The 26,433-nt window shown below is 34.9% G+C and carries 31 protein-coding genes and 1 pseudogene; 20 read left to right on the top strand and 12 right to left on the bottom strand.

The genetic code is table 11. The annotated features are described in order from the left end of the window. A partial coding sequence (locus ESZ54_RS01090) for an IS3 family transposase (protein WP_162615051.1) occupies positions 1-316 on the top strand: 316 nt, incomplete at its 5' end. 263 nt (positions 317-579) lie between these two features. Here ESZ54_RS01090 and ESZ54_RS01085 read toward each other — a convergent pair. The 3 genes from ESZ54_RS01085 to ESZ54_RS01075 all read right to left on the bottom strand — a co-directional run bounded on the left by ESZ54_RS01085 (position 580) and on the right by ESZ54_RS01075 (position 2,062). Continuing rightward, complete coding sequence (locus tag ESZ54_RS01085; RefSeq protein WP_204249492.1) at positions 580-1,143, bottom strand: NAD(P)H-dependent oxidoreductase; 564 nt, start codon at positions 1,141-1,143, stop codon at positions 580-582. Between the two features lie 17 nt (positions 1,144-1,160). Further along, complete coding sequence (locus ESZ54_RS01080; RefSeq protein ID WP_162615050.1) at positions 1,161-1,730, bottom strand: TetR/AcrR family transcriptional regulator; 570 nt, start codon at positions 1,728-1,730, stop codon at positions 1,161-1,163. A 62-nt stretch (positions 1,731-1,792) separates the two neighbouring features. Next, positions 1,793-2,062 carry a hypothetical protein gene (locus ESZ54_RS01075; protein WP_136135820.1) on the bottom strand — a complete coding sequence of 90 codons (270 nt, stop codon included), beginning with the start codon at positions 2,060-2,062 and terminating at the stop codon, positions 1,793-1,795. On the opposite strand from ESZ54_RS01075, the pseudogene ESZ54_RS12620 reads away from it, so the two are divergent. Then, a pseudogene (locus ESZ54_RS12620) lies at positions 2,062-2,175 on the top strand (phosphoribosylanthranilate isomerase); the annotation flags it as partial. The gene ESZ54_RS01075 and the pseudogene ESZ54_RS12620 overlap by 1 nt on opposite strands. 111 nt (positions 2,176-2,286) lie before the next feature. Here the strand turns inward: ESZ54_RS12620 and groL are convergent. Continuing rightward, positions 2,287-3,915, bottom strand: coding sequence for a chaperonin GroEL (gene groL, locus ESZ54_RS01065; RefSeq protein ID WP_136135819.1), 1,629 nt, complete (start codon positions 3,913-3,915; stop codon positions 2,287-2,289). A gap of 41 nt (positions 3,916-3,956) precedes the next feature. After that, a complete protein-coding gene (gene groES, locus ESZ54_RS01060; protein WP_136135818.1) occupies positions 3,957-4,241 on the bottom strand; it encodes a co-chaperone GroES in 285 nt (94 codons plus the stop codon). A 149-nt stretch (positions 4,242-4,390) separates the two neighbouring features. Between groES and ESZ54_RS01055 the strand changes: the two genes are divergently transcribed. Continuing rightward, positions 4,391-5,038, top strand: coding sequence for a CPBP family intramembrane glutamic endopeptidase (locus ESZ54_RS01055; RefSeq protein WP_136135817.1), 648 nt, complete (start codon positions 4,391-4,393; stop codon positions 5,036-5,038). A 58-nt stretch (positions 5,039-5,096) separates the two neighbouring features. On the opposite strand, the gene ESZ54_RS01050 is transcribed toward ESZ54_RS01055, so the two are convergent. Then, on the bottom strand, positions 5,097-5,723 hold the full coding sequence (locus ESZ54_RS01050; protein WP_136135816.1) for a redox-sensing transcriptional repressor Rex: 627 nt from the start codon (positions 5,721-5,723) through the stop codon (positions 5,097-5,099). A 389-nt stretch (positions 5,724-6,112) separates the two neighbouring features. Here ESZ54_RS01050 and abc-f point away from each other — a divergent pair, with 389 nt between their 5' ends. From abc-f to ESZ54_RS01030, 5 genes are all read left to right on the top strand, one after another. Further along, positions 6,113-8,050 carry a ribosomal protection-like ABC-F family protein gene (gene abc-f, locus ESZ54_RS01045; RefSeq protein WP_136135815.1) on the top strand — a complete coding sequence of 646 codons (1,938 nt, stop codon included), beginning with the start codon at positions 6,113-6,115 and terminating at the stop codon, positions 8,048-8,050. A 142-nt stretch (positions 8,051-8,192) separates the two neighbouring features. After that, positions 8,193-8,759, top strand: a complete 567-nt coding sequence (locus ESZ54_RS01040; RefSeq protein ID WP_136135814.1) for a helix-turn-helix domain-containing protein — start codon at positions 8,193-8,195, stop codon at positions 8,757-8,759. A gap of 243 nt (positions 8,760-9,002) precedes the next feature. Then, positions 9,003-9,428: a helix-turn-helix domain-containing protein gene (locus tag ESZ54_RS01035; RefSeq protein ID WP_136135813.1), complete on the top strand. Its 426-nt coding sequence runs from the start codon at positions 9,003-9,005 to the stop codon at positions 9,426-9,428. A 36-nt stretch (positions 9,429-9,464) separates the two neighbouring features. Then, a complete protein-coding gene (locus ESZ54_RS12455; RefSeq protein ID WP_162615049.1) occupies positions 9,465-9,611 on the top strand; it encodes a hypothetical protein in 147 nt (48 codons plus the stop codon). A 121-nt stretch (positions 9,612-9,732) separates the two neighbouring features. Then, the gene (locus ESZ54_RS01030; RefSeq protein WP_136135812.1) at positions 9,733-10,479 is read left to right on the top strand and encodes a hypothetical protein; all 747 of its coding nucleotides are present in this window, start codon (positions 9,733-9,735) and stop codon (positions 10,477-10,479) included. 68 nt (positions 10,480-10,547) lie between these two features. On the opposite strand, the gene hisC is transcribed toward ESZ54_RS01030, so the two are convergent. Continuing rightward, the gene (gene hisC / locus ESZ54_RS01025) at positions 10,548-11,627 is read right to left on the bottom strand and encodes a histidinol-phosphate transaminase (protein WP_136135811.1); all 1,080 of its coding nucleotides are present in this window, start codon (positions 11,625-11,627) and stop codon (positions 10,548-10,550) included. Beyond that, positions 11,627-12,790 carry a tRNA epoxyqueuosine(34) reductase QueG gene (gene queG / locus ESZ54_RS01020; RefSeq protein ID WP_136135810.1) on the bottom strand — a complete coding sequence of 388 codons (1,164 nt, stop codon included), beginning with the start codon at positions 12,788-12,790 and terminating at the stop codon, positions 11,627-11,629. Before queG ends, hisC begins: the two co-directional genes overlap by 1 nt. 90 nt (positions 12,791-12,880) lie before the next feature. Between queG and ESZ54_RS01015 the strand changes: the two genes are divergently transcribed. The 3 genes from ESZ54_RS01015 to ESZ54_RS01005 all read left to right on the top strand — a co-directional run bounded on the left by ESZ54_RS01015 (position 12,881) and on the right by ESZ54_RS01005 (position 16,578). Then, the gene (locus ESZ54_RS01015) at positions 12,881-14,065 is read left to right on the top strand and encodes a competence protein CoiA (RefSeq protein ID WP_136135809.1); all 1,185 of its coding nucleotides are present in this window, start codon (positions 12,881-12,883) and stop codon (positions 14,063-14,065) included. 170 nt (positions 14,066-14,235) lie between these two features. Then, positions 14,236-16,047 carry an oligoendopeptidase F gene (pepF, locus tag ESZ54_RS01010; RefSeq protein WP_136135808.1) on the top strand — a complete coding sequence of 604 codons (1,812 nt, stop codon included), beginning with the start codon at positions 14,236-14,238 and terminating at the stop codon, positions 16,045-16,047. A gap of 102 nt (positions 16,048-16,149) precedes the next feature. Continuing rightward, a complete protein-coding gene (locus tag ESZ54_RS01005) occupies positions 16,150-16,578 on the top strand; it encodes a hypothetical protein (RefSeq protein WP_136135807.1) in 429 nt (142 codons plus the stop codon). Positions 16,579-16,642: 64 nt separating this feature from the next. Here ESZ54_RS01005 and ESZ54_RS01000 read toward each other — a convergent pair whose 3' ends face one another. Next, on the bottom strand, positions 16,643-16,957 hold the full coding sequence (locus ESZ54_RS01000) for a hypothetical protein (RefSeq protein WP_136135806.1): 315 nt from the start codon (positions 16,955-16,957) through the stop codon (positions 16,643-16,645). A gap of 332 nt (positions 16,958-17,289) precedes the next feature. On the opposite strand from ESZ54_RS01000, the gene ESZ54_RS00995 reads away from it, so the two are divergent. Further along, complete coding sequence (locus ESZ54_RS00995) at positions 17,290-17,658, top strand: hypothetical protein (RefSeq protein WP_136135805.1); 369 nt, start codon at positions 17,290-17,292, stop codon at positions 17,656-17,658. A gap of 1 nt (position 17,659) precedes the next feature. After that, on the top strand, positions 17,660-18,082 hold the full coding sequence (locus ESZ54_RS00990) for a hypothetical protein (protein ID WP_136135804.1): 423 nt from the start codon (positions 17,660-17,662) through the stop codon (positions 18,080-18,082). Positions 18,083-18,156: 74 nt separating this feature from the next. Here the strand turns inward: ESZ54_RS00990 and ESZ54_RS00985 are convergent, their stop codons facing one another. Together ESZ54_RS00985 and ESZ54_RS00980 are read right to left on the bottom strand one after the other, a co-directional pair. Then, complete coding sequence (locus tag ESZ54_RS00985) at positions 18,157-18,786, bottom strand: DsbA family protein (protein WP_136135803.1); 630 nt, start codon at positions 18,784-18,786, stop codon at positions 18,157-18,159. Between the two features lie 104 nt (positions 18,787-18,890). Further along, positions 18,891-19,478 carry a CYTH domain-containing protein gene (locus tag ESZ54_RS00980; RefSeq protein ID WP_136135802.1) on the bottom strand — a complete coding sequence of 196 codons (588 nt, stop codon included), beginning with the start codon at positions 19,476-19,478 and terminating at the stop codon, positions 18,891-18,893. Between the two features lie 137 nt (positions 19,479-19,615). Here ESZ54_RS00980 and yjbM point away from each other — a divergent pair, with 137 nt between their 5' ends. The 4 genes from yjbM to mgtE are packed head-to-tail and all read left to right on the top strand — an operon-like array spanning position 19,616 to position 23,384. Then, the gene (yjbM, locus tag ESZ54_RS00975) at positions 19,616-20,329 is read left to right on the top strand and encodes a GTP diphosphokinase (protein ID WP_136135801.1); all 714 of its coding nucleotides are present in this window, start codon (positions 19,616-19,618) and stop codon (positions 20,327-20,329) included. Then, positions 20,307-21,104, top strand: a complete 798-nt coding sequence (locus ESZ54_RS00970) for an NAD kinase (protein WP_136135800.1) — start codon at positions 20,307-20,309, stop codon at positions 21,102-21,104. Before yjbM ends, ESZ54_RS00970 begins: the two co-directional genes overlap by 23 nt. Before the next feature lie 16 nt (positions 21,105-21,120). Further along, complete coding sequence (locus tag ESZ54_RS00965) at positions 21,121-21,999, top strand: RluA family pseudouridine synthase (RefSeq protein ID WP_136135799.1); 879 nt, start codon at positions 21,121-21,123, stop codon at positions 21,997-21,999. A gap of 23 nt (positions 22,000-22,022) precedes the next feature. Further along, the gene (gene mgtE, locus ESZ54_RS00960; RefSeq protein ID WP_136135798.1) at positions 22,023-23,384 is read left to right on the top strand and encodes a magnesium transporter; all 1,362 of its coding nucleotides are present in this window, start codon (positions 22,023-22,025) and stop codon (positions 23,382-23,384) included. An 86-nt stretch (positions 23,385-23,470) separates the two neighbouring features. Here mgtE and ESZ54_RS00955 read toward each other — a convergent pair whose 3' ends face one another. Further along, positions 23,471-24,118, bottom strand: coding sequence for a copper homeostasis protein CutC (locus ESZ54_RS00955; RefSeq protein ID WP_239433716.1), 648 nt, complete (start codon positions 24,116-24,118; stop codon positions 23,471-23,473). 67 nt (positions 24,119-24,185) lie between these two features. Here ESZ54_RS00955 and ESZ54_RS00950 point away from each other — a divergent pair, with 67 nt between their 5' ends. From ESZ54_RS00950 to ESZ54_RS00940, 3 genes are all read left to right on the top strand, one after another. Beyond that, positions 24,186-25,091 carry a methyltransferase domain-containing protein gene (locus tag ESZ54_RS00950; protein ID WP_136135796.1) on the top strand — a complete coding sequence of 302 codons (906 nt, stop codon included), beginning with the start codon at positions 24,186-24,188 and terminating at the stop codon, positions 25,089-25,091. Positions 25,092-25,281: 190 nt separating this feature from the next. After that, a complete protein-coding gene (trmL, locus tag ESZ54_RS00945) occupies positions 25,282-25,785 on the top strand; it encodes a tRNA (uridine(34)/cytosine(34)/5-carboxymethylaminomethyluridine(34)-2'-O)-methyltransferase TrmL (protein ID WP_136135795.1) in 504 nt (167 codons plus the stop codon). A 12-nt stretch (positions 25,786-25,797) separates the two neighbouring features. After that, positions 25,798-26,418, top strand: coding sequence for a histidine phosphatase family protein (locus ESZ54_RS00940; RefSeq protein ID WP_136135794.1), 621 nt, complete (start codon positions 25,798-25,800; stop codon positions 26,416-26,418). Positions 26,419-26,433: the final 15 nt, after the last annotated feature.

Raw genomic sequence — 26,433 nt, 5'->3', positions numbered from 1 at the left:
AATAATGTCTAGACAGGAATCAAATCAAGCAAAGGAAAACAAGCGGTTAAAGATCATTATTTTTCAAATCTATTCTAAATCACATCGCCGATATGGGGCTCCAAAAATTTATCAAGAATTGTTAAAAAAAGGGATTAAAATCAGCCTAAAACGGGTTCAAAAATTAATGAGAGAATTAGATATACGTTCTATTACAGTCAAAAAGTGGCGACCATCATCAACTGAACTATTATTGATTCAACTAGCTTATAATTTAAAGAATTTTGCAGCACAACGATTGTCACAAGAGAAATATAGAAAAGAACTAGTCGCTTAACTTCAAAAAACAATGATTTTGAAATTGGTCGAGTGTTTACTTTTCTAAAAAGTGAATTATGAAATTAGCTCATATACTTGTAATCCTCGTATTCATCTTGTTTTAATGTTCCTTTATCCCAACAATTTTCTTCCTCGTATTCTATTATTTCTACCCAATCATTTTTCATTTTTTATCGCCTCCTTTATATTCTTTTATTTTTTTCAATAAAATAGAAATGAAAACTCCCATACAAGTAAGTCTGTAGGGGAGTTTGATTGCTTTTAAATTTGTTTATTAATTTTATCCAAAAACTTCTTCTTGTCTAATGAAGAAGTTTTTTTTATATTACCTAGATTAATCCATCTTCTTTTTTTTATACCTAATTGTTTACATGTCGCATTTAAAAATACTTTATTAATACTATTACCACAGAATAATTTAATGTACCAAGTAGGGGAGTTAGAAGTAGTGATTACTGATACTGACTTTATGTTAGTTAATTTACCTGAAACTCCTGTTGGAGTATCTATGTAAGCAAAATTCTTTTTCATAACTAAATCAACAAAATTTTTAACAATTCCTGGAATATCATTCCACCATATTGGAAAAATAAATACTATATTTGAAGCTTTCGAGATTCTGTTTTGATAATTTTTTATAAAAGTGCTATTAGTATCACCATCCTTGAATAAAGCGAGCTCTTCTTTAGAATAGATAAGATTAAAATTATCTTCATATAAATTTATAATATCTGCTTTATTTAAGTTCTTTTCTGTAATAGTTTTTAAAATATGATGATTAAAGCTTTTTTCATAAGGATGTGCATAGATTATTAAAGTACTCATTTAAATTCCTCCATTTCTTATCTAGTTAAAAAACTTTTAACAGTAGCGTCTATAAGTTCTTCGTTCAATTCAATTTGTTTTTTTGATACTAAAACAGCATACCCAAAAATAAAACACCAAAGTTGATTAAAAAGTATTTCCTTACTGTATTTAAAGTTATTCTCTTTTATTGCTTGATTGATAATTGAATCCATAAAAAGAATTAAGGGATAATCGGATTTATGGTTTAGAGAAACATTTTTTAAACTGTAATTACTTAGAAACAAGAAATCAAACTCGTTTTTAGATGTTGTTGCATAATTAACAAAACAAACACCAACAGTAGCGATTTCCTGAGTAGGTGAAATTTGACACCCTTTAAGGGACGTCTTTAAGAGATTAGTAAATTCGTGAGAAACTGATACTATTGCTTGTGTAAATAATTCTTCTAAACTATTGTAATGTCGGTAAATAGCAGTAGGGGAAACGTCTAAATGATTGGCGATTTTTCGTACAGATACGGATTGGTATCCTTCTTCTTTAATAATTTTGACTGTTAAAATCAATATATTTTCTTTTAAGTTTTCTTTATGATAATTATTTTTCATATAATAAACCTCCTTAAATAATGTTAACACTGTAAACATTGTGTGTAAAGAAAAAAAGAAGTTTAGATAGTAATTTCTTTTTCTAAATTTTTATTAGATTCATTTAATCTTTTTATTAATTTTTGTTGCTCTTTGGCTAGAGTATCCATAGATTTAGTTAAAGTTGTGTCTTCATTTATATTGATATTTTTGATAGAAGACAGGTAGTTATTTGTTAATTTAACTAGTTTTTCTATTGAGTTATTGTGATATATGTAGTAGTTTTTACCATCATCTTTTTTGATAATGCTAATGTTGTCCTCTTTATTTGCTTTAATCCTATTAGTTAACATTTCTAAAAATTTACTTGGCGTCTAGCAAAGATAGTTATAGAGCAAATAACAATAATAATAAAGATTTTGAGAAAATAGAATATCTAAAAGGAAAGATTCAAGAGCATAACTAACTGTAAAAAGGAAATTATTATAAAATCACATCACTTTCCACATCAAAAAACCACATGAAACGAGAAGTCTCATGTGGTTATTTTTATATCAATATATCTCTTTTAAAGAGTCTACATCATACCGCCCATCATTGATGGATCCATTCCACCAGGCATTCCAGGCATCTCTGGTTCTGGCGTATCTGCAATGACACCCTCAGTTGTTAATAGTAATGCGGCAACACTTGCTGCATTTTGTAATGCTGAACGTGTTACTTTAGTTGGGTCAACGATACCTGCTTCAATCATGTTTACCCATTCGTCAGTTTTCGCATTGTAACCCATACCGAAGTCAGCTTGTTTCAATTTATCAACAATTACTGAGCCTTCCATACCAGCATTTTCAGCAATTTGACGCACTGGTTCTTCTAGAGCACGACGGACAATTTTAACACCAGTTGCTTCGTCACCTTCAGCGTCAATTTCAGCAATTTTATCAAGTACGTTTACGAATGCTGTACCACCACCAGAAACAATTCCTTCTTCAACGGCAGCACGAGTTGCGTTTAACGCATCTTCAATACGTAATTTTAATTCTTTTAATTCTGTTTCAGTTGCTGCTCCAACCTTAACCACGGCAACCCCGCCAGCTAATTTAGCTAAACGTTCCTGTAGTTTTTCACGGTCAAAGTCTGAAGTTGTTTCAGCAATGTGAGAGCGAATTAATGCAATACGATCTTCAATGGCAGCTTTGTTTCCGCCACCTTCAACAATTGTTGTATGTTCTTTGGTTACAACAACTTTGCTAGCAGTTCCTAAAGCATCAATTGATGTATCTTTTAAGTCTAAGCCTAATTCTTCAGTAATCACTGTTGCGCCAGTAAGTGTCGCGATGTCTTGTAACATTTCTTTACGACGGTCACCAAAGCCAGGAGCTTTAACAGCGGCAACATTGAAAGTACCACGAATTTTATTTAATACTAATGTTGGTAATGCTTCACCATCAACGTCATCTGCGATAATTAACAGTGGTTTACCTTCTTGTAAAATTTGTTCTAATAACGGCAAAATATCTTGAATGTTAGAAATTTTCTTATCTGTAATTAACAGGTAAGGGTTATCTAAGACAGCTTCCATTTTATCGTTATCAGTTACCATATATTGAGAAAGGTAACCACGATCAAATTGCATACCTTCAACGACGTCTAGTTCAGTTTCGATACCTTTTGATTCTTCAATCGTAATAACACCGTCATTACCAACTTTTTGCATTGCTTCAGAAATTAAGGCACCAATTTGGTCGCTACCAGAAGAAACAGCGGCAACTTGTGCGATAGCTTCTTTAGAATCCACTTGTTTTGAAATTGCATGTAATTCTTCAACGGCTTTTTTAGTTGCTAGTTCAATCCCACGACGAATGCCGATTGGATTTGCGCCAGCAGTTACGTTTTTAAGTCCTTCACGAACAATTGCTTGTGTTAATACAGTAGCTGTTGTTGTACCGTCACCAGCGATATCGTTTGTTTTTGATGCCACTTCAGCGACTAATTTAGCTCCCATATTTTCGAAACGATCTTCTAATTCAACTTCTTTGGCGATTGTCACACCATCATTTGTAATAAGGGGTGAGCCAAAAGCTTTATCTAAAACAACGTTACGTCCTTTTGGTCCTAATGTTACTTTTACGATATCTGCTAATGTATCGACACCGCGCATCATTGATGAGCGTGCGTCTTCTGAAAATTTAATGTCTTTTGCCATTTTTATTTCACCTCATAGTTTTTTTGTTTCGTTTTGTACTTTTATTCAACGATTGCTACAACGTCTTGTTCACGTACGATTAAGTAGTCGTGACCTTCGTATTTAACTTCTTGCCCCGCATATTTTTCAAACATGACAGTTTGACCAACAGTGACGCTAATTGGTGATTTTGTCCCGTTGTCAAGGGTACGTCCTTCACCGACCGCAATAACTTCCCCGGTTTGAGACTTTTCTTTTGAAGCAGAAGTTAAAACAAGGCCACTAGCAGTTGTTTCTTCAACTTCCTTAACTTCGATGATAATACGATCTCCTAAAGGTTTTAACACGATGAATCCCTCCACAAATTGTTTAATATTTTCTCTAGCACTTAGCAGTCTTGTTTGCCAAGTGCTAACACTTCTATATCATAACTAGTTTTGATTTTTTTTGCAAGTAATTTGCTAAAATGATAGTGAATAAACTGATTCGGTAGCGTATGATAGAAGAAAAGAAAGATTTTGGAGGAGATAGCGTGACCAAAGAACGTTTTTTATTAGTCAGTAGTTTTATATATTTAGCTGTCGTCAATAGTCCGCTACTCTTGGCGAAACTGCCACAAGATAGTCTTTTAGGGGCGATCAGCTATGTTGCAATTAGTATCATTGGAATGAGTATTTTACTCTTTGTATTTGTCAGATATAATGATGAAAATGATTCAATCATGCAAGTAAAGAAGAATATACGTTGGATTGTAGGCGGAATTATTGTTAGCTTCATTTTACAATTTTTCTATATTAACGCGCTCTTGCTTTTTAGTCATAAACCTTATGAAGCGAGTTCAACGCTTGCTGCTTTACAACAGATAAAATCAGCAGAATTCATGATTATTGCTTCAGCAATTTGTATTCCTATAATTGAAGAAATTGTTTTTAGATATAGTTTACCAACTGTTTTGGAAAAGCGTTTATCTTGGCAATTCAGTCTGGTCATCAGCGCAATGCTTTTTGCTTTATTACACGGTAATAACCTTATTTTCTATTTGTTATTGGGATTTTGGTTTGGATATCTTTATCACCGCACCAAACAAATTTGGGTTCCAATCGTTGTGCACGTTGGGATGAATCTGGTGATCTTACTGATATGAAAAGGAGCACTCAAAATTGAAATCATTTGTTTGATTTCAACTCTGAGTGCTCTTTTTATTAATAATGTGATAAAAAGTAAATCAAAGTTTGTAGTTCATTTGTTAAATCAACATTTTGAACCAACACATCTTCTGGTGTTGTGATGCGATCAGGCGTAAAGTTCATAATTCCTTTTACACCAGCATCAATCAGTAAATCCGCTGTTTCTTGTGCTACTTTTAAAGGCACAGTTAAAATGGCAACTTCAATTTTTTGTTCTTGAATTTGTTGGACCATTTCATCAATTGGATAAACAGGTACACCTTCTAAAATTTTTCCATAAATATCTGGATCACTATCAAATGCAGCACTAATACGAATGCTGTCACTTTGATGGAATTTATAATTCAGTAATGCATGTCCTAAGTTCCCCACACCTACTAAAGCAACGTTTGTTAATGTGTCTTCATTTAAAATCTTCGCAAAGAAGTTCATTAAATTTTCAACATCATAACCGTAACCTCGTTTACCTAGTTCGCCAAAATATGAAAAATCACGACGAATAGTGGCACTATCAACTTTGATAGCCTCACTTAATTCTGTAGAAGAAACTTTTTGTTTGCCTGAGTCAAACAAAAACTTTAAGTAACGATAATATAACGGTAGACGTTTTGCAGTTGCTTTAGGGATATCCATTTCTCTCATTTAAAATCATCCTCCCCGATAGATCTAAGCTTCACATGAGCTTGTTTAATATTTCACTTCCCTAGAATACTATTGCTATTAGTTAAAAGCAAAAAAGATGCTTACCAAATATCGAATAGAATGGCTAGATGTGTATCTAATACTGTCTGAATTTGAGCTTTTTCATAGAAAGATGTTGTTAAAAACAATGAACGCATTTGATGGTTCTTTTGTTGGCTGTGTTATTACTTTGAGAGCACCGTAAAAATACAATAAGAGTACTTATGCATTAATGTACATCTCAGATTTTTTTGTGATGTGTCTCTATTTTCTCAGTTATCATTTTTTAACCACAATGTGATTAAAAATATGATAAACTAAGCAAAGAAAGCAACAAGTGGAGGAAACGTATGATATTACTACAAGCGAATCAAGTCGCTCGTCATTTTGGCGAGGAAGTCTTGTTTGAAAATATACAATTAGAAATTCAAGACCGCAGCCGCATTGCCTTAGTTGGACGTAATGGCGCGGGCAAATCAACTTTATTAAAAATTTTAGGTAACATTGAAGAAAGTGATGGCGGAACCATCTCAAAAGTTAAAAATTTAACGATGGGTTACTTAGATCAACATACTGGCTTAGAATCTGAAAATACAGTTTGGGAAGAGATGCTGACCGTTTTTGAAGGTGTCCGTCAAATGGAAGTAAAATTACGTGCGTTTGAGCTGAAGATTGCTGAAGCAGCATCAGAAAATATGCCCGAACAAGAGTATGAACAATTATTAAATAGTTACTCAACCTTACAACATGAATTTGATCAAATTAATGGCTATGGCTATGAGTCAGAAATTAAAGCAGTGCTTCATGGTTTTAATTTTAAAGAAGACTTTTTTGAACGTGTCGTGAGTACTCTTTCGGGTGGACAAAAAACACGGTTAGCCTTAGCGCGTTTATTACTTGAAAAACCGCAATTACTAATTCTGGATGAGCCGACTAACCATTTAGACATTGACACGTTAAATTGGTTAGAAAATTATTTGCAAGGTTACCGTGGCGCGCTTTTGATTGTGTCGCATGACCGCTATTTCTTAGATAAAATTGTGCAAGAGGTATATGAATTAAGTCGCCAAAAAATATATCATTATCATGGAAATTACAGTCGTTACTTAGATCAAAAATCAGAACGTTTAGAACGTGAATGGAAAGAATATGAGAAACAACAAGTTGAAATCGATAAACTAGAAGATTTTGTTGCGCGTAACTTAGTACGTGCGTCAACAACTAAACGGGCTCAAAGTCGCCGTAAGCAACTTGAAAAAATGGACCGCCTTGATCGTCCTTCGGGAGATGAAAAATCAGCGAAATTCCTTTTCCAAACGGAACGCCCTTCAGGTAAAGATGTACTTAAAATGTCTGACGTTGCGATTGGCTATGATGAGACTATTCTTTCAGAGCCAGTGAATGTGGCGATTCGTCGCAATGAAGCAATTGCTTTAGTGGGACCGAATGGTGTTGGAAAATCGACACTTTTAAAAACAATTATGAAAGAGATTCCTTTAATTAAAGGCGACATTGAGCTAGGACATAAAGTTGATATTGGTTACTACGACCAAGAACAAGCACGTTTAAGCTCAAATCAAACTGTTTTAGAAGAATTATGGAGTGAACATTCGACAACACCTGAAAAAGAAATTCGTACCGTTTTAGGTAGTTTCCTTTTCTCAGGTGAAGATGTGAAAAAGACGATTCCTTTACTAAGTGGGGGCGAAAAAGCTCGTGTCGCATTAGCAAAGCTGTCAATGAATAAGGATAATTTTTTAATCTTAGATGAGCCGACCAACCACTTGGATATCGATAGTAAAGAAGTTTTAGAAAATGCTTTAATAGAGTATGAAGGCACGATTCTTTTTGTATCACATGACCGTTATTTTATTAATCGAATTGCGACCAGTGTTTTAGAATTATCTGAATCAGGCAGCAAACTTTATCATGGTGACTATGATTATTATTTAGAGAAAAAAGCTGAGGAAGAACAAGTCGAACTTCTAACTGGTCAACCTGAAGTCGAAGTTGAAGTCATCACTGAAACAAAACGTGATTACGAACAAGATAAAAAAATGCAACGTGAGCGTCGCACCTTAGAGCGTGCCGTTGCAAAAATCGAAGAATCCTTACATCAAGTTGAAGCTGATTTAGAAATCATTCAACAAGAGATGGAAAAACCTGAACACATGGATGATTTAGGTAAACTACAAGATTTAAACAAGCAACTTGCGGAAAAAACGCAAGCGCAAGATGATCTTTTGGAAGAATGGGAAACGGCATCGCTTGCTTTAGAAGAGTTTTAGTAATCGCCTCAAAACGCTGCTGTTAAAGGATGTCAACAGATGTTGACACGGTTTTTTTTAGAGAAAAACTTCAATGTCACCAACAATTGACAGACAAAAATCGTACTACGTTGTACGCTTGATTTGACAAGGAGGTAAGCAAATGAATTTTAGTCATCAATTAAAAAAATATCGTGAAAAAGAACAACTCTCACAAGAGGAATTGGCTGAAAAAATATATGTCTCAAGACAAACAATTTCAAAGTGGGAGAATGATAAAACCTATCCCGATATTCATAATTTGATTGCTCTAAGTATTCTGTTTGATATCACCTTGGATGAATTAGTCAAGGGAGACGTGGAAATAATGAAGAGTAAAATATCAAGGCAACAGTGGGATTTTTGGGTGTATAGTTTTACACTTTTTATTGTTTTAACACCGTTATCTTTTGGTCCAACAATGAAATATTTGGGATTCAAAGGTATGTGGATTCCGTTGGTTTTAGGTAGCTGGATGTTATTTTCTTGCTGGATGGTGGAAAGACTTAAGAAACGTCAGAACCTAAAAACATATTCGCAAATTATTTCATTTATGGAGCAAACAAAGGTTGATGATGAAAAGGTAGCAGAAGAATTGAAATATCACAAAGTGAAAAATGTTGTAGCAGGGATGGTCTCGGGTATTGTGACACTACTATTAATTTCGATTAGTTTCTTTTTATTTAAGTGAGTAAAATAAGTAGTCTTGATGTACAGAAAGATTTTGATTTTTCTGTAGCGTAAAGACTGCTTTTTTTCTTTTTATCTAAAGCTAACCGGAGTAATTTTTTTTATGATACAATGAACAGTGTAGCTATTATTTTCAGTTTTTTCTTCAAATATACTGTCAAAATGCTTTGACATCCTTGAAAGTAAAGGAGTTTTGGCTGAAAAAAATATTCTTCTAAATTATAGTAAATGTAAGGAGCAGACAATGGATATTGCCACAAAATTAAAAGATAAGCGCAAGCAATTGGGATTTACCCAAGAGGAAATTTCCAATCAGTTACACGTTTCGCGTCAAACCATTTCAAATTGGGAGACAGGTAAAAGCGTACCTGATATCTATAATTTAATTGCGTTAAGCGATCTTTATACTCTGACCTTAGATGAATTAATCAAGGAGGATATTAAAATGGTAGCAAATATTAAACGTGAATCAAAAGAGAAAAAGTATTTAAAAGTTACAATGCTGATTAGTGTGGTTGGACTGATAACTTTTGGCTTGAGTTTCTTAATGAGTGCTAGTCATCTTACAGACTTTTTACGAGGTTTTAGTGTGGGGATGTGGATTATCTCTGTGTTAATTTTTATCATTATTAAAATGAATGCAATTTTAAAAGACATCAACAATAGTTAAACTCTTATGGTTGATAAGAAAGGAAGGAATAAATCAATGCGCAAAGAGAATACGATTTTATTAGGCGTCTTTCTAATTTTGGCACTGTTATATGTAATCAATCCGACGATTTTTAAAATCGTGCTGGTGATTTCAATGATTGGTTTTGGTATTTTCTTATCAATCAAACTTAGAAAAGATTGATGGTATAAAGAATTAAGCTCGAGTCTCAAAGGAGAAATCTTTTGAGGCTTTTTTAGTATTTTTAAGGCTATAACGAGCATGTTATACTAAGATATTCAGTTAAAGCGAGGAGTAATTCGACATGATAACTTTTACATCGACACATTTTTTAGATTTTAACTTTGTGGATCAGCCGAATGAATACGTCTTTTTTGCAACGACTTATGATGATGCTGTTAATTTTGATGCTTATAACTTGTTCAAATTTATTAATGCACTACCAATAGAATTGAAAGGATATAGCGTTGAAAATTTCCTTACGCATACCTATTTCGATGAAGTAAAACTACCAATGACTAAAGAAGAATTAGCTGAATTATTCGGGAGTGGCGGTGATCAAACGGCTCTTTACTTTGCTGACAATCAAATTATTATCAATTCATATTACGAAGATAATATTGTCTTTCTTGCCATTCATCAAGCGAAGTTATCTGAATTTCAAGACGCAATTTATGCTGCTGGATTTAATAAGATAGCTTTTTTTTTGGAACGCAAAGTGGATTTCTTTTCCAAAAATGATAAAAAAAGATTGCTGCAATTATATGGTCCTGAACCAAGAGAATATTTTAAAGATGAAGAAAAAGTTGCCAAAAAAGTCAAACGAAAAGAATTTTTATACCCCTATCGCTTGATGGATACACTGTCAGTTATGAAAAAAGTAGGTATTATTCTTCTAGCCATTGTGTTAGCAATCCTAATTTTAGCAGTTTTTGAATTTCAGTTTGGTGAAATATCAGAAACGTTGGGCTTTGTTATGACTTTGATTTTAGCTTTTAGTTTCATATATGTTGAACTGTTGGTTATTGGAAAATGGAGAAAGCACCCCTAAACGAATTAAATAAGAAAAAACGGAACCCACATAGCTATATGCTGTTTGTGAGTTCCGTTTTTGCTTGTTTAACCTAGTATTTGTTTGAGTTCATCTTGGATGCGAAGATTGTCATTTTTTTTACCAATCGTCACGCGTAACCATCCTGGTTTTAATCCACCACGAATAATAAAACCTTTAGATAGTAGTTCTTGTGTGATGGTTTTGTCATCTTGCTTGGTATCAAAGAAGATAAAGTTTGTTTCAGTGTGATAGTAATGTAAACCTAAATCTTCAAGAAAGGCTTCCCACTTTTCACGTTCAATTTTATTTTCTTTTTGAGAAAAGGCCACGAAATCTTGATCTTTAAGCGCAGTGATGGCTGCTTTTTGTGCTAAAGAGTGACAGTTAAAAGGTAACCGCGCAATGTCTAGGAAACGACCAAGGTCTTTTGGAATAATAGCATAACCAACACGAATGCCAGCCAATCCGTAGGCTTTTGAAAAAGTTCGCATAATCATCAGATTCGGATATTTTTCAAGAAATGGTAAACTTGTCGGTTGTTCTTCTGCGGTTACATAGTCATAGTAGGCTTCATCACTGATGACAAGAACATCTTCAGGAACGCGAGCTAAAAATTCTTCGATTTTATTTTGCTTAATATAGGTTCCAGTTGGGTTGTTTGGGTTACATAGCCAAATAATTTTAGTTGTGTCATCAATCGCCGCAAGCATACCTTCTAAATCCATTAAACCACTATCAGCAATGACCGGTACTTTTTTAACAGTCGCACCTTCAATGACAGCATGGTGTGCGTATTGAGGAAATGAAGGACTAGCAATAATAATTGAATCACCTGTATTTAGTAAAGCACGGGAAACAATTTGGATGACTTCGTCTAAGCCAGAGCCTACTAGAAATTGTTCTGGTGCGAGATTGTAAAATTTAGCTAATGCAGCTTTTAACTGAACAGCACCACCATCAGGATATATTTCTAAGTGATCTAAGCCATTTACTATGGTTTCTTTGACTTGTTTTGAATAACCATAGGGATTTTCATTTGAAGCTAATTTAACAGCTGACGTTAAGCCGTATTCTTTTAAAACATCTGCGACAGGTTTCCCTGGCACATATGGGTTTAAACTATTTAGTGTTTCTTTTGTTTTCATTAAGATTCTCCTTTAATTGTTTTTTCCATTTTTTGAATGGCAGTCAGTAGTTCGTGTTGCGTTTCTTCATCTGTTTCTTGTGTTAAAACAGATTTTAAGAACGCTAAAATTTCTTCATTGTTGGGATCAATCATACTGAGTGCCCAAGCAGAGGTACCTCGAATCATAGGTCGAGGGTCTTCTTCAATACAACGAAGTAAGTTTGGAATGCTGGTTTTGTCTCGAGCATTTGCGAGGGCAATAATGGCATTTCTTTGAATCGGTTTTTTGCCACGCCATGATCCGGCTAGATAACCAAACTTTGTTTTGAATTCTTTGTTTGAAATGGTTAAGAGTGGTTTTAATAATGGCATTACAACTTCAGGATCGGGTTCCATTTCCTCATGAAAATGCGAATCCTTACCTTTATTGTAAGGACAGACTTCTTGGCAAATGTCACAGCCATAAATAATGGTTCTGATTTTGGGGCGAAATTCTTCAGGCATGTAGCCTTTTGTTTGTGTTTGATAGGATAAACAGCGTCTGGCATTCATCCGACCATCACCTAATAGAGCAGATGTTGGACAAAGATCAATACATTTTGTACATTCACCGCACTTATTTTCAATCGGTGTGTCAGGTTCAAAAGGAATATTGGTGATAATTTCACCTAAGTAAACGTACGAGCCGAATTCTTCAGTAATCAAGAGACCGTTTTTGCCAATAAAACCTAAGCCTGCACGTTGCGCAACGGCAACATCAATTAGTTCACCAGTATCGACCATGGGTTTGAATGTTAAAGTTTGATCTTGATCCGCTTCTTCTTTAATGAAGGTGATGAGCTTTTGTAAGCGATCCTCCAAAATGTGATGATAGTCAGTGCCCCATGACGCACGCGCAAATTTACCTCGTTTTTCACCACGAATGCTTTTTGGGCGCGTTTTAATACGTGATGGATATGCTAATGCAATTGAAATAATGGATTGAGGCTGATTAAAAATTTGGTCAGGATAGAGGCGTTCATCAATAATCGGATGCTCAAAGCCAGTCGTATGTTCATTTACTTTTTGTTCTTCTAAACTTTGTTTGAGATGATCAAAAGGTGCAGCTGTTGTAAATCCGATTTTATCGATGCCTAGATCTTGGCTTGCATGAATAATTTTATCTTTTAAAATAGAATTCATAAAAAAACGCCATCCTTTCTACGTATTTTAAAAGTTGAAGTAATTATCTCATAAGTTTTTCATTTCTTAAAGTCAAAGGAGAGAGTGCAGATGTTTTTTGCAAAAAATCAAGCAGGTGAGCTAATTGATTTAACGAGAATCAAGCGTGATGAAGTGAAACAGTTAAAAAAGATGAATTGGTTTTGTTGTGATTGTCAGGAACCCGTCATTTTAAAAGCAGGTCGGATTAAACAAATGCATTTTGCGCATGGTAAAGATTCTGAGTGTCAAAGTTTTTCGGAAGGCGAAACACGCGAGCATCTCGCTGGAAAAACCTTGTTATATCAAAATTGTTGTCATCATCAGATTCCAGTTGAATTAGAAGCTTACTTACCGGAATTAAAACAGCGTCCGGACGTTTTAGTTGAGCAAAAATTGGCACTTGAGTTCCAATGTAGTCCGCTAAATTTTGAGCGTTTGAAGGAGCGAACGGATAATTATCAAAAACATGGCTATGAAGTACTTTGGATACTAGGCCAAGAACTCTTTTCATTTGGAAAAAAGGGTCCACTTAGTAAAGGACAACAACAATTTATTCAGTTTTCAAATTGCTTAGGCTATTATAGCTTTGGCCTCCGTGTCGAAACGAGTGAGTTGGTTCTTTCTTATGGTATGTGTCTAAATGAAGGGCGTCTGACAAGTAGTCTGCGTGTTTTTTCATTAGAAAATCAGAGTTTATTTGAAGTTTTCACAGCGATTAAATTGATTCGTCATTCGCGTGTGGTTCCGCGTTCACTTTATGAAGTGACCAAAGCACAACGTTTGATGTGGCAACGCAGTCTTTATAATCGACGTGTTCCTGAGATGCTGTTGCAAGAATATTTTTATTGTCAGCATGAAAACTTATTACAGCTGCCGTTGTATTACCATTGCCTGTCCTTATCAGATTTATTTTTGGGTGAAGCAGAATTGATTTTGAGATGGGAATTGGTGCAACAAATTAAACAAGAAAAGAGCATGTCACGAGAAGAATTGCAACGGTATGTTTCTGAAAAGCAAGTCCCGGAAGAATTATCTGACATTCAGACTCTCTTTCCCATAAAAAAAGTAATCAGTTATCGTTTGCGTCTTTATGTTCAACGTTTGATTGAATTTGATTTTGTTCAAGTGAAGGCACAATATTATTATTGGAACGATAAACGTTGTGACAGTGATACCTGGTTGGAGCATGAATTACGAAAAATTACAGAAGAAATACAAATCCCTTATCGCATCAAATTATTTCGCTTGCAGTAATCGGCACCATGATTAGAAGTTAAGGTGACTGTCTCATAATTTTTTTAGCTTGTTCTCTTTGGTAAGAATAATAATTTGAACAAACTGTGAAAAATAGTCGTTTCGAACCCTAAATCAGATTAGAATATGATATGATAAACACAGATTATCGAATCGAGAGGAGTCATCACATGACAGAAACAAAATCATTACCGTTACGTTCAGAAGTATCTGAAAATCAAAAATGGGATTTAACTTATATCTTTAAAACGGAAGCAGAAGTTGAAGAAGCTTTTGCCGAAGCTAAAAAAATGATTACAGCAACAAAAGAATATGAAGGCACTTTAAAAAATGGTGCTAAAGCTTTCCAAACTGCTTTAGAAAGTACGTTAGAACTATTCCGTTTTGTTGAAAAAATTTATGTGTATTCACATTTAAAAAATGACCAAGATACAGCTAATACTGAATATCAAGCACTTTATGCCAAAGCTAGCACATTAGCAGCTCAAGCAGGCGAAGCGGTTGCCTGGTTCCAACCAGAAGTGCTAACATTATCAGATGCTGAAATCGATGCATATTTTGTTGAAAATAAAGACTTAGAATTGTACCGTCATTACGTTAAACAATTAACAGATAACCGTGCACACGTTTTATCTTCAAATGAAGAAGCATTGCTAGCGGCTGCCAGTGAAGTTTTAGATGCGTCAAGTAATACTTTTAGTATTTTAAACAATGCTGATTTAAAATTCCCTGTTGTGACAGGTGATGATGGCGAAAAAGTGGAACTTTCTGGTGGACTTTATGGTCAATTAATGGAAAGTACGAAACGTGAAGTTCGTAAAGAAGCCTTTGAAGGACTTTACGAAGTGTATGAACAATTTAGAAATACGTTTGCAAGTACACTTTCTTCACACGTTAAGAAACATAATTTTAATGCTAAAGTCCATCACTATGATTCAGCACGTCACGCAGCATTAAGTGCTAACCATATTCCAGAATCTGTTTATGATACATTATTAGAAGTGGTTCATGAAAATTTACCATTATTACATCGTTATGTAGCGTTGCGTAAAAAATTACTAGGTGTGGATACTTTACATATGTATGACATGTATACTCCAATTTTAGGAGACGCACCAATTAAATATACTTATGAAGAAGCAAAAGAAAAAACGTTAACAGCTTTAAAACCTTTAGGTGAAGACTATGCAAGTATTTTAGAAGAAGCCTTTGATACACGTTGGATTGATATTGTTGAAAATAAAGGTAAACGTGGTGGTGCTTATTCATCAGGAAGCTATGATACTAAACCATATATTCTATTAAACTGGCATGACAGTTTAAATCATCTTTATACATTGGTTCATGAGTTAGGACACAGTGTGCATAGTTACTACACTCGTAGCAATCAACCTTACGTTTATGGTGATTACTCAATTTTCTTAGCTGAAATTGCTTCAACAACAAACGAAAATATTTTAACAGAGCATTTACTTGAAACAGAAACAGATCCAAAAGTACGAGCTTTTGTTTTAAATCATTATTTAGATGGCTTTAAGGGCACCATTTTCCGTCAAACACAATTCGCTGAGTTTGAACACTTTATCCATACTGAAGATGCTAAAGGTGTGCCTTTAACAAGTGAATATTTAAGTGATTATTATGCAGGATTGAATGCAAAATATTATGGAGATGCAGTCGAAAAAGATCCTGAAATTGCTTATGAATGGAGTCGAATTCCTCATTTCTACTACAATTACTATGTTTACCAATATTCAACAGGTTTCTCAGCAGCATCAGCTTTAGCAGATAAAATTGTTAAGGGTGAAGAAGGTGCATTAGATAAGTATCTAACTTATTTGAAATCAGGTAACAGCGATTACCCAATCGAGGTTATGAAACGTGCTGGTGTTGACATGACGCAAAGAGACTACATTGATTCTGCCATGAAAGTTTTCGAAACACGCTTAAATGAATTAGAAAAATTAGTCTCAACATTTTAGAATATAATGCAGAAAACACGTCAGTAATGGCGTGTTTTTTTCATACATTCTTCGAATGTAGTATAATAAAGGTGTAATAAAAAGTGATTGGAGGAGATTGAGATGACCGTACAAAAGAAGATTCAGAAAGAACAAATTAAGTTAAATTTGATTCGTTGTGTGATGTTTTTTGTTTTTCTTCTCTTATTAGGATTAATCGCTCCGGAAGCCTTTGGATCTGACAATCAGATTTTGATAATTATTTTGTTAGTCATCATGGTTGTCACTGTAGTTGGTGAAGTATTTTACACACAATATAAAATCAAAAAATTTATTACCATAAAAAAAGAAAACGTGACGGATGAAAAATTACAAGCTGAATTTGGACCAAAATTTTCTCAAGTTGTCACGTCGTATGTTTTTTGGCTTGTATATGGCAACATGTTAATTTATTTTGAAAATGGTTGGAATTGGCGGAGTATGAGTTTCTTTAGTATTGGTATGTTGACACTACTCGTTATTCTAGTGCTCTTAAAACGAAAGAAATGGTAAAAACTATAAAAACGAATTCGCCATCGCTTGAAAAAAAACAAGTAATGGCGAATTCGTTTTATTTTTAGAGTGGTGCGTCTGTGATTGGATCAGTATCTTGTTGTACAGATACTTTTTCATATAAATGTTTAGCTAAAAAGAAGAGCGTTGGAATTAATGAAATCAATGGTAGGATAAAGAATCCTGTGTTGAATAGATTATCATTTGGAATTTCAACTAATGTTTCTACATGTTGCGTTGCTGTTGAAACCGTTGTTGCGACGAATTGGCTACTAAATAGTGAGTAGTCATTTGCTAAAACGAGACTAATTGAGAGCACGATTAATGTCATAATTAAAAATGAAACAAATAAAGTCCAACTATTAATTTTTGCTTTCAATTGAATCACCACCTTTTCTTTGAGTATAAATAGTATAAACGATTAATGTTAACTATTTGTTAAAAAATTCAATAAATATACATTAAATATTTTTGTATAAGAAACCTAATCAAATTAAGTCGTATAGCATAATTTATAAAAATAAAAGTAGTGATTTTTTAATTAAAATGAGAATTCTCTAATAATTCAATTGGTTTTAGTGTATAATAAAGGTAATAAATAAAAAAGAGCTGTTGATCAAGAATAATAAAGTATTGTTCAAACAAAATATCTATTATACAGTTATTTATAGTCTTTTTATCTACTTGATTTATTTTTGGGAAAGAGTGGCCTTGAAAAATTTTAATCTTAAAGATGAAATTAACAATTTAGTGATGCTCTTGATTTTAGCTCTCGTTCTTTTTCTTTTTAATTTGATTATTCTGTGGTGGCTTGAAAGAAAACAAGCTAAAGACAAAGAAGCTAAACAAAAAGAATTTCTTCTTTTCACAAATAATTATAAATTTTTTGCTGTTACAATTATTGTTTTTGCAATTTTTAGAATTATTTTTGAATATGGCTGGAATTGGTCTAAATTACTCATCTATACGCAGGGGGCGTTAGTAATTGGATTTGGCTTTGTTGCATGTGGTAAGTTATTGAATAATAAAATATCAGTTGGCGGTGATACGGAAAACAGTTCAGAAAGAGGAGGAAACTAAAATGGAAAATGCGCAGAAATTTAAGACGATTGGGTTAAACTATTTGTTACTATTTCTAATCATGGGCTCAATGTTAGCTTGGGAAGATATCGTGTCAAAAGGTTTTCAACTAACCAAAGTTTTAAGCATACTTGGTTTTGCCTTTGTAGTTGCGGTCTGCTGTTCTGTAGCAGAAATTTTGTATCAAAAACATCAAGCAAAACAAGCTGCAGAAACAAGTGAAAGCAATGACGAAGATATAAAATTTTTACCATCCAGCTTAAAAATACCTATCATTGGCTTTTATTTGATTGGTGTCTCTGGTCTATTAATCACGCATGGCTTTATGTGGCAACGTTTAATGATTTTCACACTCGGAGCAGCAGCTATTGGCTTTGTTTTTCTGACGATTGATAAGTATGTTCTAAAGAAAGAAGTGGCATAACACAAATGAGGCATCGAACACGGATTATGTTGTGTTCGATGCCTTTTAATTTGTGCAATCGTGTTGCTATTTGACTAGTTAAAATAAAACTCTTCAGGAAGAGTAGATTTACCAAATCGATTGGTAGCTAAATTTGAAGTGCTGCTTGCTTGGATTAGTCGACTGATGTGTCTCTCAGAGAGATTTGCATCAACTAAAATGCCAAAGTCTTCATGAGAATCGTAATTAAAAATAACGGCAGTTGAATAGTCAGAAACACTCATCTCTTGCGCAATTTGTTGGTCTTTTTGGAAGCAACGTTGTACTAATTTTGAATCACGGTCTTCTTTAAAGGTTTCAACATCGGCACCGATTTTTTGAATCAAATGAAGGGCTAGCTCAGGTGAATAAGGAATATCTCCCACACCAACAGCCTCTTGTAAGAGTAATAATAGCTTTTTACTCATGTGCATTCCTTGTAACTGTGCTGCCTTAAGATCTAGGCAAGCAGAGTAGATTGAAGTAAATAATTCATTGCGATACTCGAGTCCTTTTGACTCAAGATTTTTTCTTTTTAAGAACTGATGAATGATTTTGAGATTAATAATAGGAATCACACGAAAATGTATTTTTTGAGACTCGTTATTAATGATGTTCAAAAATTTTTTTTCAATATCCAAACAGTGCTTATCTAAAGGATTCACAAAAAGATAAATTTCAATCAATTTATACCCCTCCTAAATAAACTAGGTAATTTAAACCTTATCTATAATTTATCAGAAAATACTAAAATTGTGAAAGAAAACGAGCGTTCTCATTTTAGGAGTTATTATTTTTCTTTGTAGAATAGCATTCTGGCAATCTTTTTATCCGCAGGACGCTCGGGAATGTGGTGCTCTTTTAAGAAGTTTTTAAAGAACACCTCACCAGTCCTTGAATCATTTGTCTCCATCTCAAGCTCGTAGTCGATATGACCATAGAAGGTACTTTTATCAATGACAATCAGATGTGGCAGATGTTGCGTCGATTCAAGACGATCAGTTGAAAGCTCACCGATCCGCTCGATTGTGTCAATCTGAATCCCGTTTTCTAGTAAAACTTCTCTGACATGACTGTTTGTTGGAAAAATCATTTTGTTTAAGAAGTCGTTTTTTTCTTGTTCAGTTAGATGGTCAGTGACTTCAACTAATGCATGTTGATCAGTCGTCGGTACCTTAAGTGTTAATTCATGGGGTAGACTTTTTTCACGAATGCGTAAGCCCATCTTTTTTTGTTTTAAATCTTGGTTTGGGGTATCAAAATAATAGTTTGTTTGGACAATATGTGTGGCATTCTTATCAGAATATAGGTTAATTAACTCTTGGTATTCTGTTGCTGTTAGCATATTTTTAAATTCAATTTCTAATTCTTTCGCCATTTCTTCACCTCATCTCTATTTTAGTGATTTTTCAGATTATTACAAATTTTAAGTAATGCTCACTCGTCGCTAACGTTTTAGTCGGGACTGTGATAAAATATACTCTGGATACGCAAGAAAAATGGAGATGATGAAAAATGCAACGCAATTGGGATTTATTTTTGGCTCCTTATGAGCAGGCGGTTTCTGAAATGAAAGTAAAATTAAAGAATATTCGCAAAGAATATCGCGAAAATAATTTACACGCACCAGTTGAATTCGTTACAGGACGCGTTAAACCAGTCGATAGTATTCTAGCTAAATGTCAAACTCGAAACATTCATCCGGATCGTATTCAAGAAGAAATGTATGATATTGCTGGTTTAAGAATTATGTGTCAGTTTGTCGAAGATATTTACGAAGTTGTCAAATTACTACAAGACCGTAAAGACTTCAACATTATTTATGAAATGGACTACATTGCGCACAAAAAGGATAGCGGTTATCGCTCTTATCATGTGGTGCTTGAGTACCCGGTTCAATTGATTTCTGGTGAAAAAATTATTTACGTTGAAATTCAAATCAGAACATTATCAATGAACTTTTGGGCGACGATTGAACATTCGTTAAATTATAAGTATCAAGGTGAGTTTCCAGAAGAAATTCATACCCGATTACAAAAAACAGCCGAAGCGGCTTACTTTTTAGATGAAGAAATGTCTAAAATTAGAGATGAGATTCAAGAGGCACAATATGAGTTCAATTATCGCAATTTATTCGATATGGAAAAACTGTATGAACAATCTGCGTTAGTTGAAAGCTTCTTGAAAAAAGAAAGTGAGGAGGCCTATGAAAATAGCAATCAGCGCTAATCATGCGGAAAAATCGCAAAATGTTGCGGCTGAATTAACCGATAAATTAAAAAAAGCGGGCTTTGACCTCGATTGTGATCAACCATCAGTTGTGATTACAATTGGGGGGGATGGAACCCTTTTAAACGCCTTCCACAAATATAGTGACCGTCTGGATGAGATTCGTTTTATCGGTGTCCATACGGGTCATTTAGGTTTTTATACTGACTGGCGTGATTACGAAATTGATCTACTAGTTGAAAGTTTGATTTATGAAACAGAACAAAGTGTGTCATATCCGTTACTTGATGTCATTCTCAGTTATAGTGATGGCCAACCGGATCGGAAATATATTGCACTGAATGAAGCGACAATTCGTAATATTGAACGAACAATGGTTGCAGAAGTCTATATTCGTGACGAGTTTTTTGAAAAGTATCGTGGTGATGGTCTGTCGGTTTCAACACCAACAGGCTCAACAGCCTACAGTAAAAGTTTAGGGGGCGCGGTGGTTAATCCGCGCGTCAAAGCGATTCAAATGAATGAGATTGCCTCAATTAATAATCGTGTCTTTCGCTCATTAGGGTCACCCCTTATTATTGCGGAAGATGATTGGATTCGGATTGACTTGAAACGCGATGATAAGTATCAGTTACATATTGATCACTTTGTTGAGTCGCAAGTTAATTTAGCCTCTGCGTATTTTAAAGTATCAGATAAACAAATTCATTTTGCGTCTTATCGCCATACTCATTTCTGGCGTCGTGTGAATGATGCATTTATTGGAAATATGTAAGATAAGGACGACTAAAATGAGATTTACGTGGTATGTGTCAGAACCAAATCTGACGTTAAAAACATTTATTAAGCAATGCGGTGTATCAAAAAAATTACTCGCAAAAATAAAATTTCAAGGCGGACAGTTGCTGGTCAATCAAGTTGAACAGACGGTCCGCTATGTTCTTGATGTTGGGGACGAAGTAATGATTGTCATTCCTGATGAGGGTGAACATGAGACGCTTGTACCAACTGAGGAGCCAATAGATATCGTGTTTGAGGATGAACATCTCTTAGTTGTCAACAAGCCGTCAGATGTAGCTTCAATTCCTTCGCAGTATCATCCTGAAAATACTATGGCAAATCGTGTGAAATTCTACTATAATCAGAAAGGATATGTAAATCGGGTGGTCCATGTTGTGACACGTCTTGATCGTGACACAAGTGGACTGATGCTTTTTGCAAAACATGGCTTTGCGCATGCAATGCTTGATAAACAGTTGCGAAGTCGTGAACTTAAGAAGTTTTATACAGCTTTAGTTGGTGGAAACGTAGCGTCACTTGAAGAGACAAGTGAGATTGAGCTACCAATTGGTCGTGACTATGAGTCGCTCATTAAACGCCAAGTGACACCAGAGGGGCAATATGCCTTGACTGAATATACGTTGAAAGAGCGCGATGAACAGACCGCAACTGTTTTAATTCAATTACATACAGGGCGAACTCACCAAATAAGAGTTCATTTTGAAGCAATTGGGTGCCCACTTTTAGGTGATTCGATGTACGGTGGGGATATGGATAAAGGCATCGAACGTCAAGCTTTGCACTGTACGCAGCTTGACTTAAGACACCCATTTACAAATGAAAAATTGACATTCTATCAGCCGTTACCTCAAGACATGATAGTCTGTTAATTTGAGGAAAAGAAGGCGATGAAATGACAGAAACACTAGAAATAGAAGAACAATTCGATTGGCTAAAAGAGGTCTTGCGTAAAGAAGACATGACGACTTTTAGGGACGTCTTTCTGGATTGGCATCTCTATGAAGAGGCGCAGTTCTACTTATCGTTAGATGAGAATGAACGCCAAAAAATCTATCATTTTCTATCGCCCTATGAAATGGCGAATCTATTTGACGTGATTGAAGAAGAACATGAAGACGTCAAAGAGTTTTTAGCTGAGATGCGTCCAAGTTACGCTGCGGAAATGTTAACCGAGATGTATACCGATAATGCGGTGGATATTTTAAATCAATTAGATAAAGCAACGGTTGCTCGCTTTTTGAGTACCATGAAATCAGAAAAAGTCGAAGATATTAAAGAGTTACTGCATTATGAGGATAAAACAGCTGGCTCTATTATGACAACTGATTATGTGGCAATTGTCGCCAATCAAACTGTTAAATCGGCTTTGACACTCTTGAAGAAAAAAGCGTTAACGGCTGAAATTATTTACTATATTTATGTGATTCGTGAAGACGAAACACTAGTGGGTGTTATTTCCTTGCGGGACTTAATCGTGAGTGATGATGAGATGATGATTGCGGATATCATGAATGAGCGTGTGATTTCTGTGCGAGTCGGCGATGATCAAGAAGATGTTGCCAAAATGATTCGTGACTACGATTTCCTTGCCGTGCCAGTTATTGATTATGAAGATTGTTTATTAGGGATTATTACGGTTGATGATATTATTGATGTTATTGATGATGAAGCGGCAAGTGATTACTCTGGTTTGGCCGGGGTTGACGTTGAAGCAGTCGCAGAAACGCCTTTAAAAGCCTCAAGTAAGCGACTACCATGGTTGATTACTTTACTCTTTTTAGGAATGTCTACAGCTACCTTAATTAGTCACTATGAAGTGATGATTAATGAAGCGAGTATTTTAGCGGTCTTTATTTCATTGATCACAGGAACAGCTGGTAATGCAGGGACACAGTCTTTAGCGGTTGCGGTGCGTCGTTTGGCCATTTCGGATGATAAAGATGCAGGCTTTGTGCGATTAATTTTAAATGAAGTACTGACAGGTGTTATTACGGGTCTAGTAACCGGTGCGGTCATTTGTGTCGTAATTGGTTTATGGAAAAATAATTTCGTATTAGGTTTGGTGATTGGTATTGCGATGCTGTGTGCCATTACGGTTGCTAACTTAGCGGGTAGTTTAATTCCGATGTTAATGGAAAAACTAGGGTTCGACCCGGCTGTTGCCAGTGGACCATTTATTACAACCCTCAGTGACTTAACGAGTGTGTTGATTTATTTCAATATTGCTAGTCTTTTCATGTCGTTTTTTGTCTAACGTAAAGCATTAAAACTATGTTCTACTCGAATTAAAAAGTGTGTGTTTAAGTTTTTTTTGTTAAACTTAAACACACACTTTATTTTTTATAAGAAATTTAGATTCACAATTTGTGAGCCATGAATTTCATTCACTTTTAAGAAAGATGAAATACTTTCAACATTCTCAAAAGTAATGCCACCACCAGGTAAAATTAGAATACGTTGATTTGCATAAGAAATTAAATCGCGAATATATTCTAGTTGGATTTCTATAGGTGTTGAAAGAGGTCCACCATGAGTCAAAATGCGGTCGACACCATGATGAACTAACCAATCAATCGCTTGAAATTGATTATCTTTTGGCATCACATCAAATGCCATACTAAACGTAATTTGCATACCTTCTGCAGCTGCAATTAAGAGTTTCATGGCTTCTTCATCTAACCAACCGCTTTCGTCCAAGCAACCGATGACAACGCCACTGACGCCCATTTTTTTAGCTTCTAAGATATCGTGCTCCATAATCTTAAGTTCAATGTCATTATAAACAAAGTTACCGCCACGTGGACGTATAAGCACCATCACGGGGATATTTTTTTTATCACAATATTTTTTAGTTTCAATCAGAACGCCTTTACTGACAGTTGTGCCGCCGACAGTCAGATTATCGCAAAGTTCAATTCTTTTTGCGCCCGCTGCAATGGCTCTGGGAATTTGAGTAAAGTTTTCTGCACAAAATTCTTTAATTAACACGTTTCTTCTTCCAGCCTTTCTATCAGTATCTTCCCTTAGTATAGCACAAAGAAGTCTTTTCAGGTTCATGAATTATGTTATGATAGGAGTACGAAAAAATAAGGATAGTGACCGCATGTTAAAGAAAAAGATTACCTATAGCCAAGAGTTTTTAAAAAAATATGAGCAATACTTTTGTTGCTTGAATTGTCAGGAGAAAATGAGTTTCAAAGAACCCCAGAGTTTAGTCTGTGTGAATGGTCATCGTTATGATCTTTCTAAGAAAGGCACGATTCATTTTCCGAATCATCATATGATTAGTGATTATGATCAAGAAATGTTAACACATCGACGTGCAATGATTTTGGCGGGACTTTATCAGCCTGTGCTAGATGTTCTTAAAGAAAAAGTTGCTTTTTCTGACTACGAAAGCATTGTTGAGATGGGTTGTGGTGAAGGAAGTTTCCTAAATCAACTGATACTTGAGACAGAGTTTAAGGGCTTTACCAGTGGTTTTGACTTATCAAAAGATGGGGTTCAAATGGCCAGTGATTATAATGCACAAGCTTTTTGGTTTTTAGGCGACGTGACTCAAGTTCCGATGGAGGATGCAAAATTAGATCTGATACTCAATATGTTGTCACCTGTTTCTTATGAAGAAGTAAAACGTGTTTTAAAACCAACGGGTCAGATTATTAAAATCATTCCAGAAAGTGACTATTTGAAAGAGTTGCGTATGTTATTTTTTAAAGACGAACCTGAAAAGTTGACATATTCAAATGAACATACTGATTTGAAATTTAAGGAAAATCTAACCTTGATTTCTGAAGAGCGTGTGACCTATAAAATTAAGGTAACACCTGAAAATTATGAACACATTTTAAAAATGTCACCCTTACATTGGGGGGCGAGTCAAGAGGCCCGTTTGTACGCACAACAACATCCATTTTCAGAACTGACAATTGATTTGAAAATTTTAATTGGACAAAAGTAAAGAAGGGTTGCTTCTTTTTGTGCAAAGTGATACAATGGTCCCAACGTCAATTTCAGCGGTTTTTATCAGATTCCTGTTCTGATAAAAGTTGATGAAATGACAATCATCAACGTAACGACTCGCAGTGAAATGACACCGAGGCGATACGTTTTTTTTATGCCTAAAATTCACAAAGAAAGAAGATACTAAAATGAATCATATCGTTTTATTTGAACCACAAATTCCTGCCAATACGGGCAATATTGCGCGTACATGTGCAGCTACTAATACGCCACTTCATCTGATTGAACCTTTAGGGTTTTTAACCGATGACAAACATCTTAAAAGAGCTGGTTTAGATTACTGGCATGATGTGAATATTAAATACTATCCAAATTTAGAGGCCTTTCTAGAGTCAATTGAAGGAAAACCACTACATTTAGTTTCAAAGTTTGCAAGACATACCTATAGTGATGTTAATTATGCGGATGGCGAAGATCATTACTTTATTTTTGGTAAAGAAACAACGGGCTTACCTGAAAACTTTATGCGTGATTATGAAGCACAATGTATTCGTGTGCCAATGAACGACGAACATGTTCGTTCATTAAATTTATCAAATACGGCTGCTTTAGTTATTTACGAAGCGTTACGCCAACAAGATTTTATCGGGTTAGAGAAAACACACATTTACGACAATGATAAACTAAGCTAGGAGGCTGTTGTCATGGAATTGTATTTTGTTCGACACGGAAAAACAGAATGGAATAAAGAAATGCGTCTGCAAGGGCGTTTTGGTGATTCACCGTTACTTAAGACAAGTTACCAGCAAATTGAATTGTTAGGTCAGGTCTTGACACCGGTGGATTTTGAAGTGTGTTTTTGTAGTCCTTCGCGACGTGCGAGAGAGACCGCCGAGGGAATTTTAACTTGTCAAAAAGCACCCGTTCCGATTCATTTTGAAGAAAATTTTCGTGAATTAGGTTATGGGGATTTAGAAGGTCAAAAGATTAGTACCAGTAAAGCACGATATCCTAAAGCGTTATATGCCATGCGACATGATCCAAGTCAGTACCATCCTGAAGCTTTTCACGGTGAGAGTTATGTGAAGATGCTTGAACGTATGCGTACTGTCGTTGAACAAGCAATGAATGATTATCCAACAGGTCCAATCCTTTTTGTCGGTCACGGTGCTTCTTTAACAGGCTGTATTCAGCATCTGTTAGGAAAACCGCTAGACAGACTAAGAGAAGACGGTGGACTAGCGAATAATAGTCTAACAATTCTTGACTACAGTAAAGGTCAATTTAAAATGAAACAATGGAATGATACATCATTTCTAGCATAAATAAGAGCAGCGAGG

The organism is Vagococcus silagei, assembly GCF_004795745.1.
Lineage (GTDB): Bacteria > Bacillota > Bacilli > Lactobacillales > Vagococcaceae > Vagococcus > Vagococcus silagei.
The sequence above is the reverse complement of the archived record's forward strand: the minus strand, read 5'-3'. Positions and strand labels throughout refer to the sequence as shown.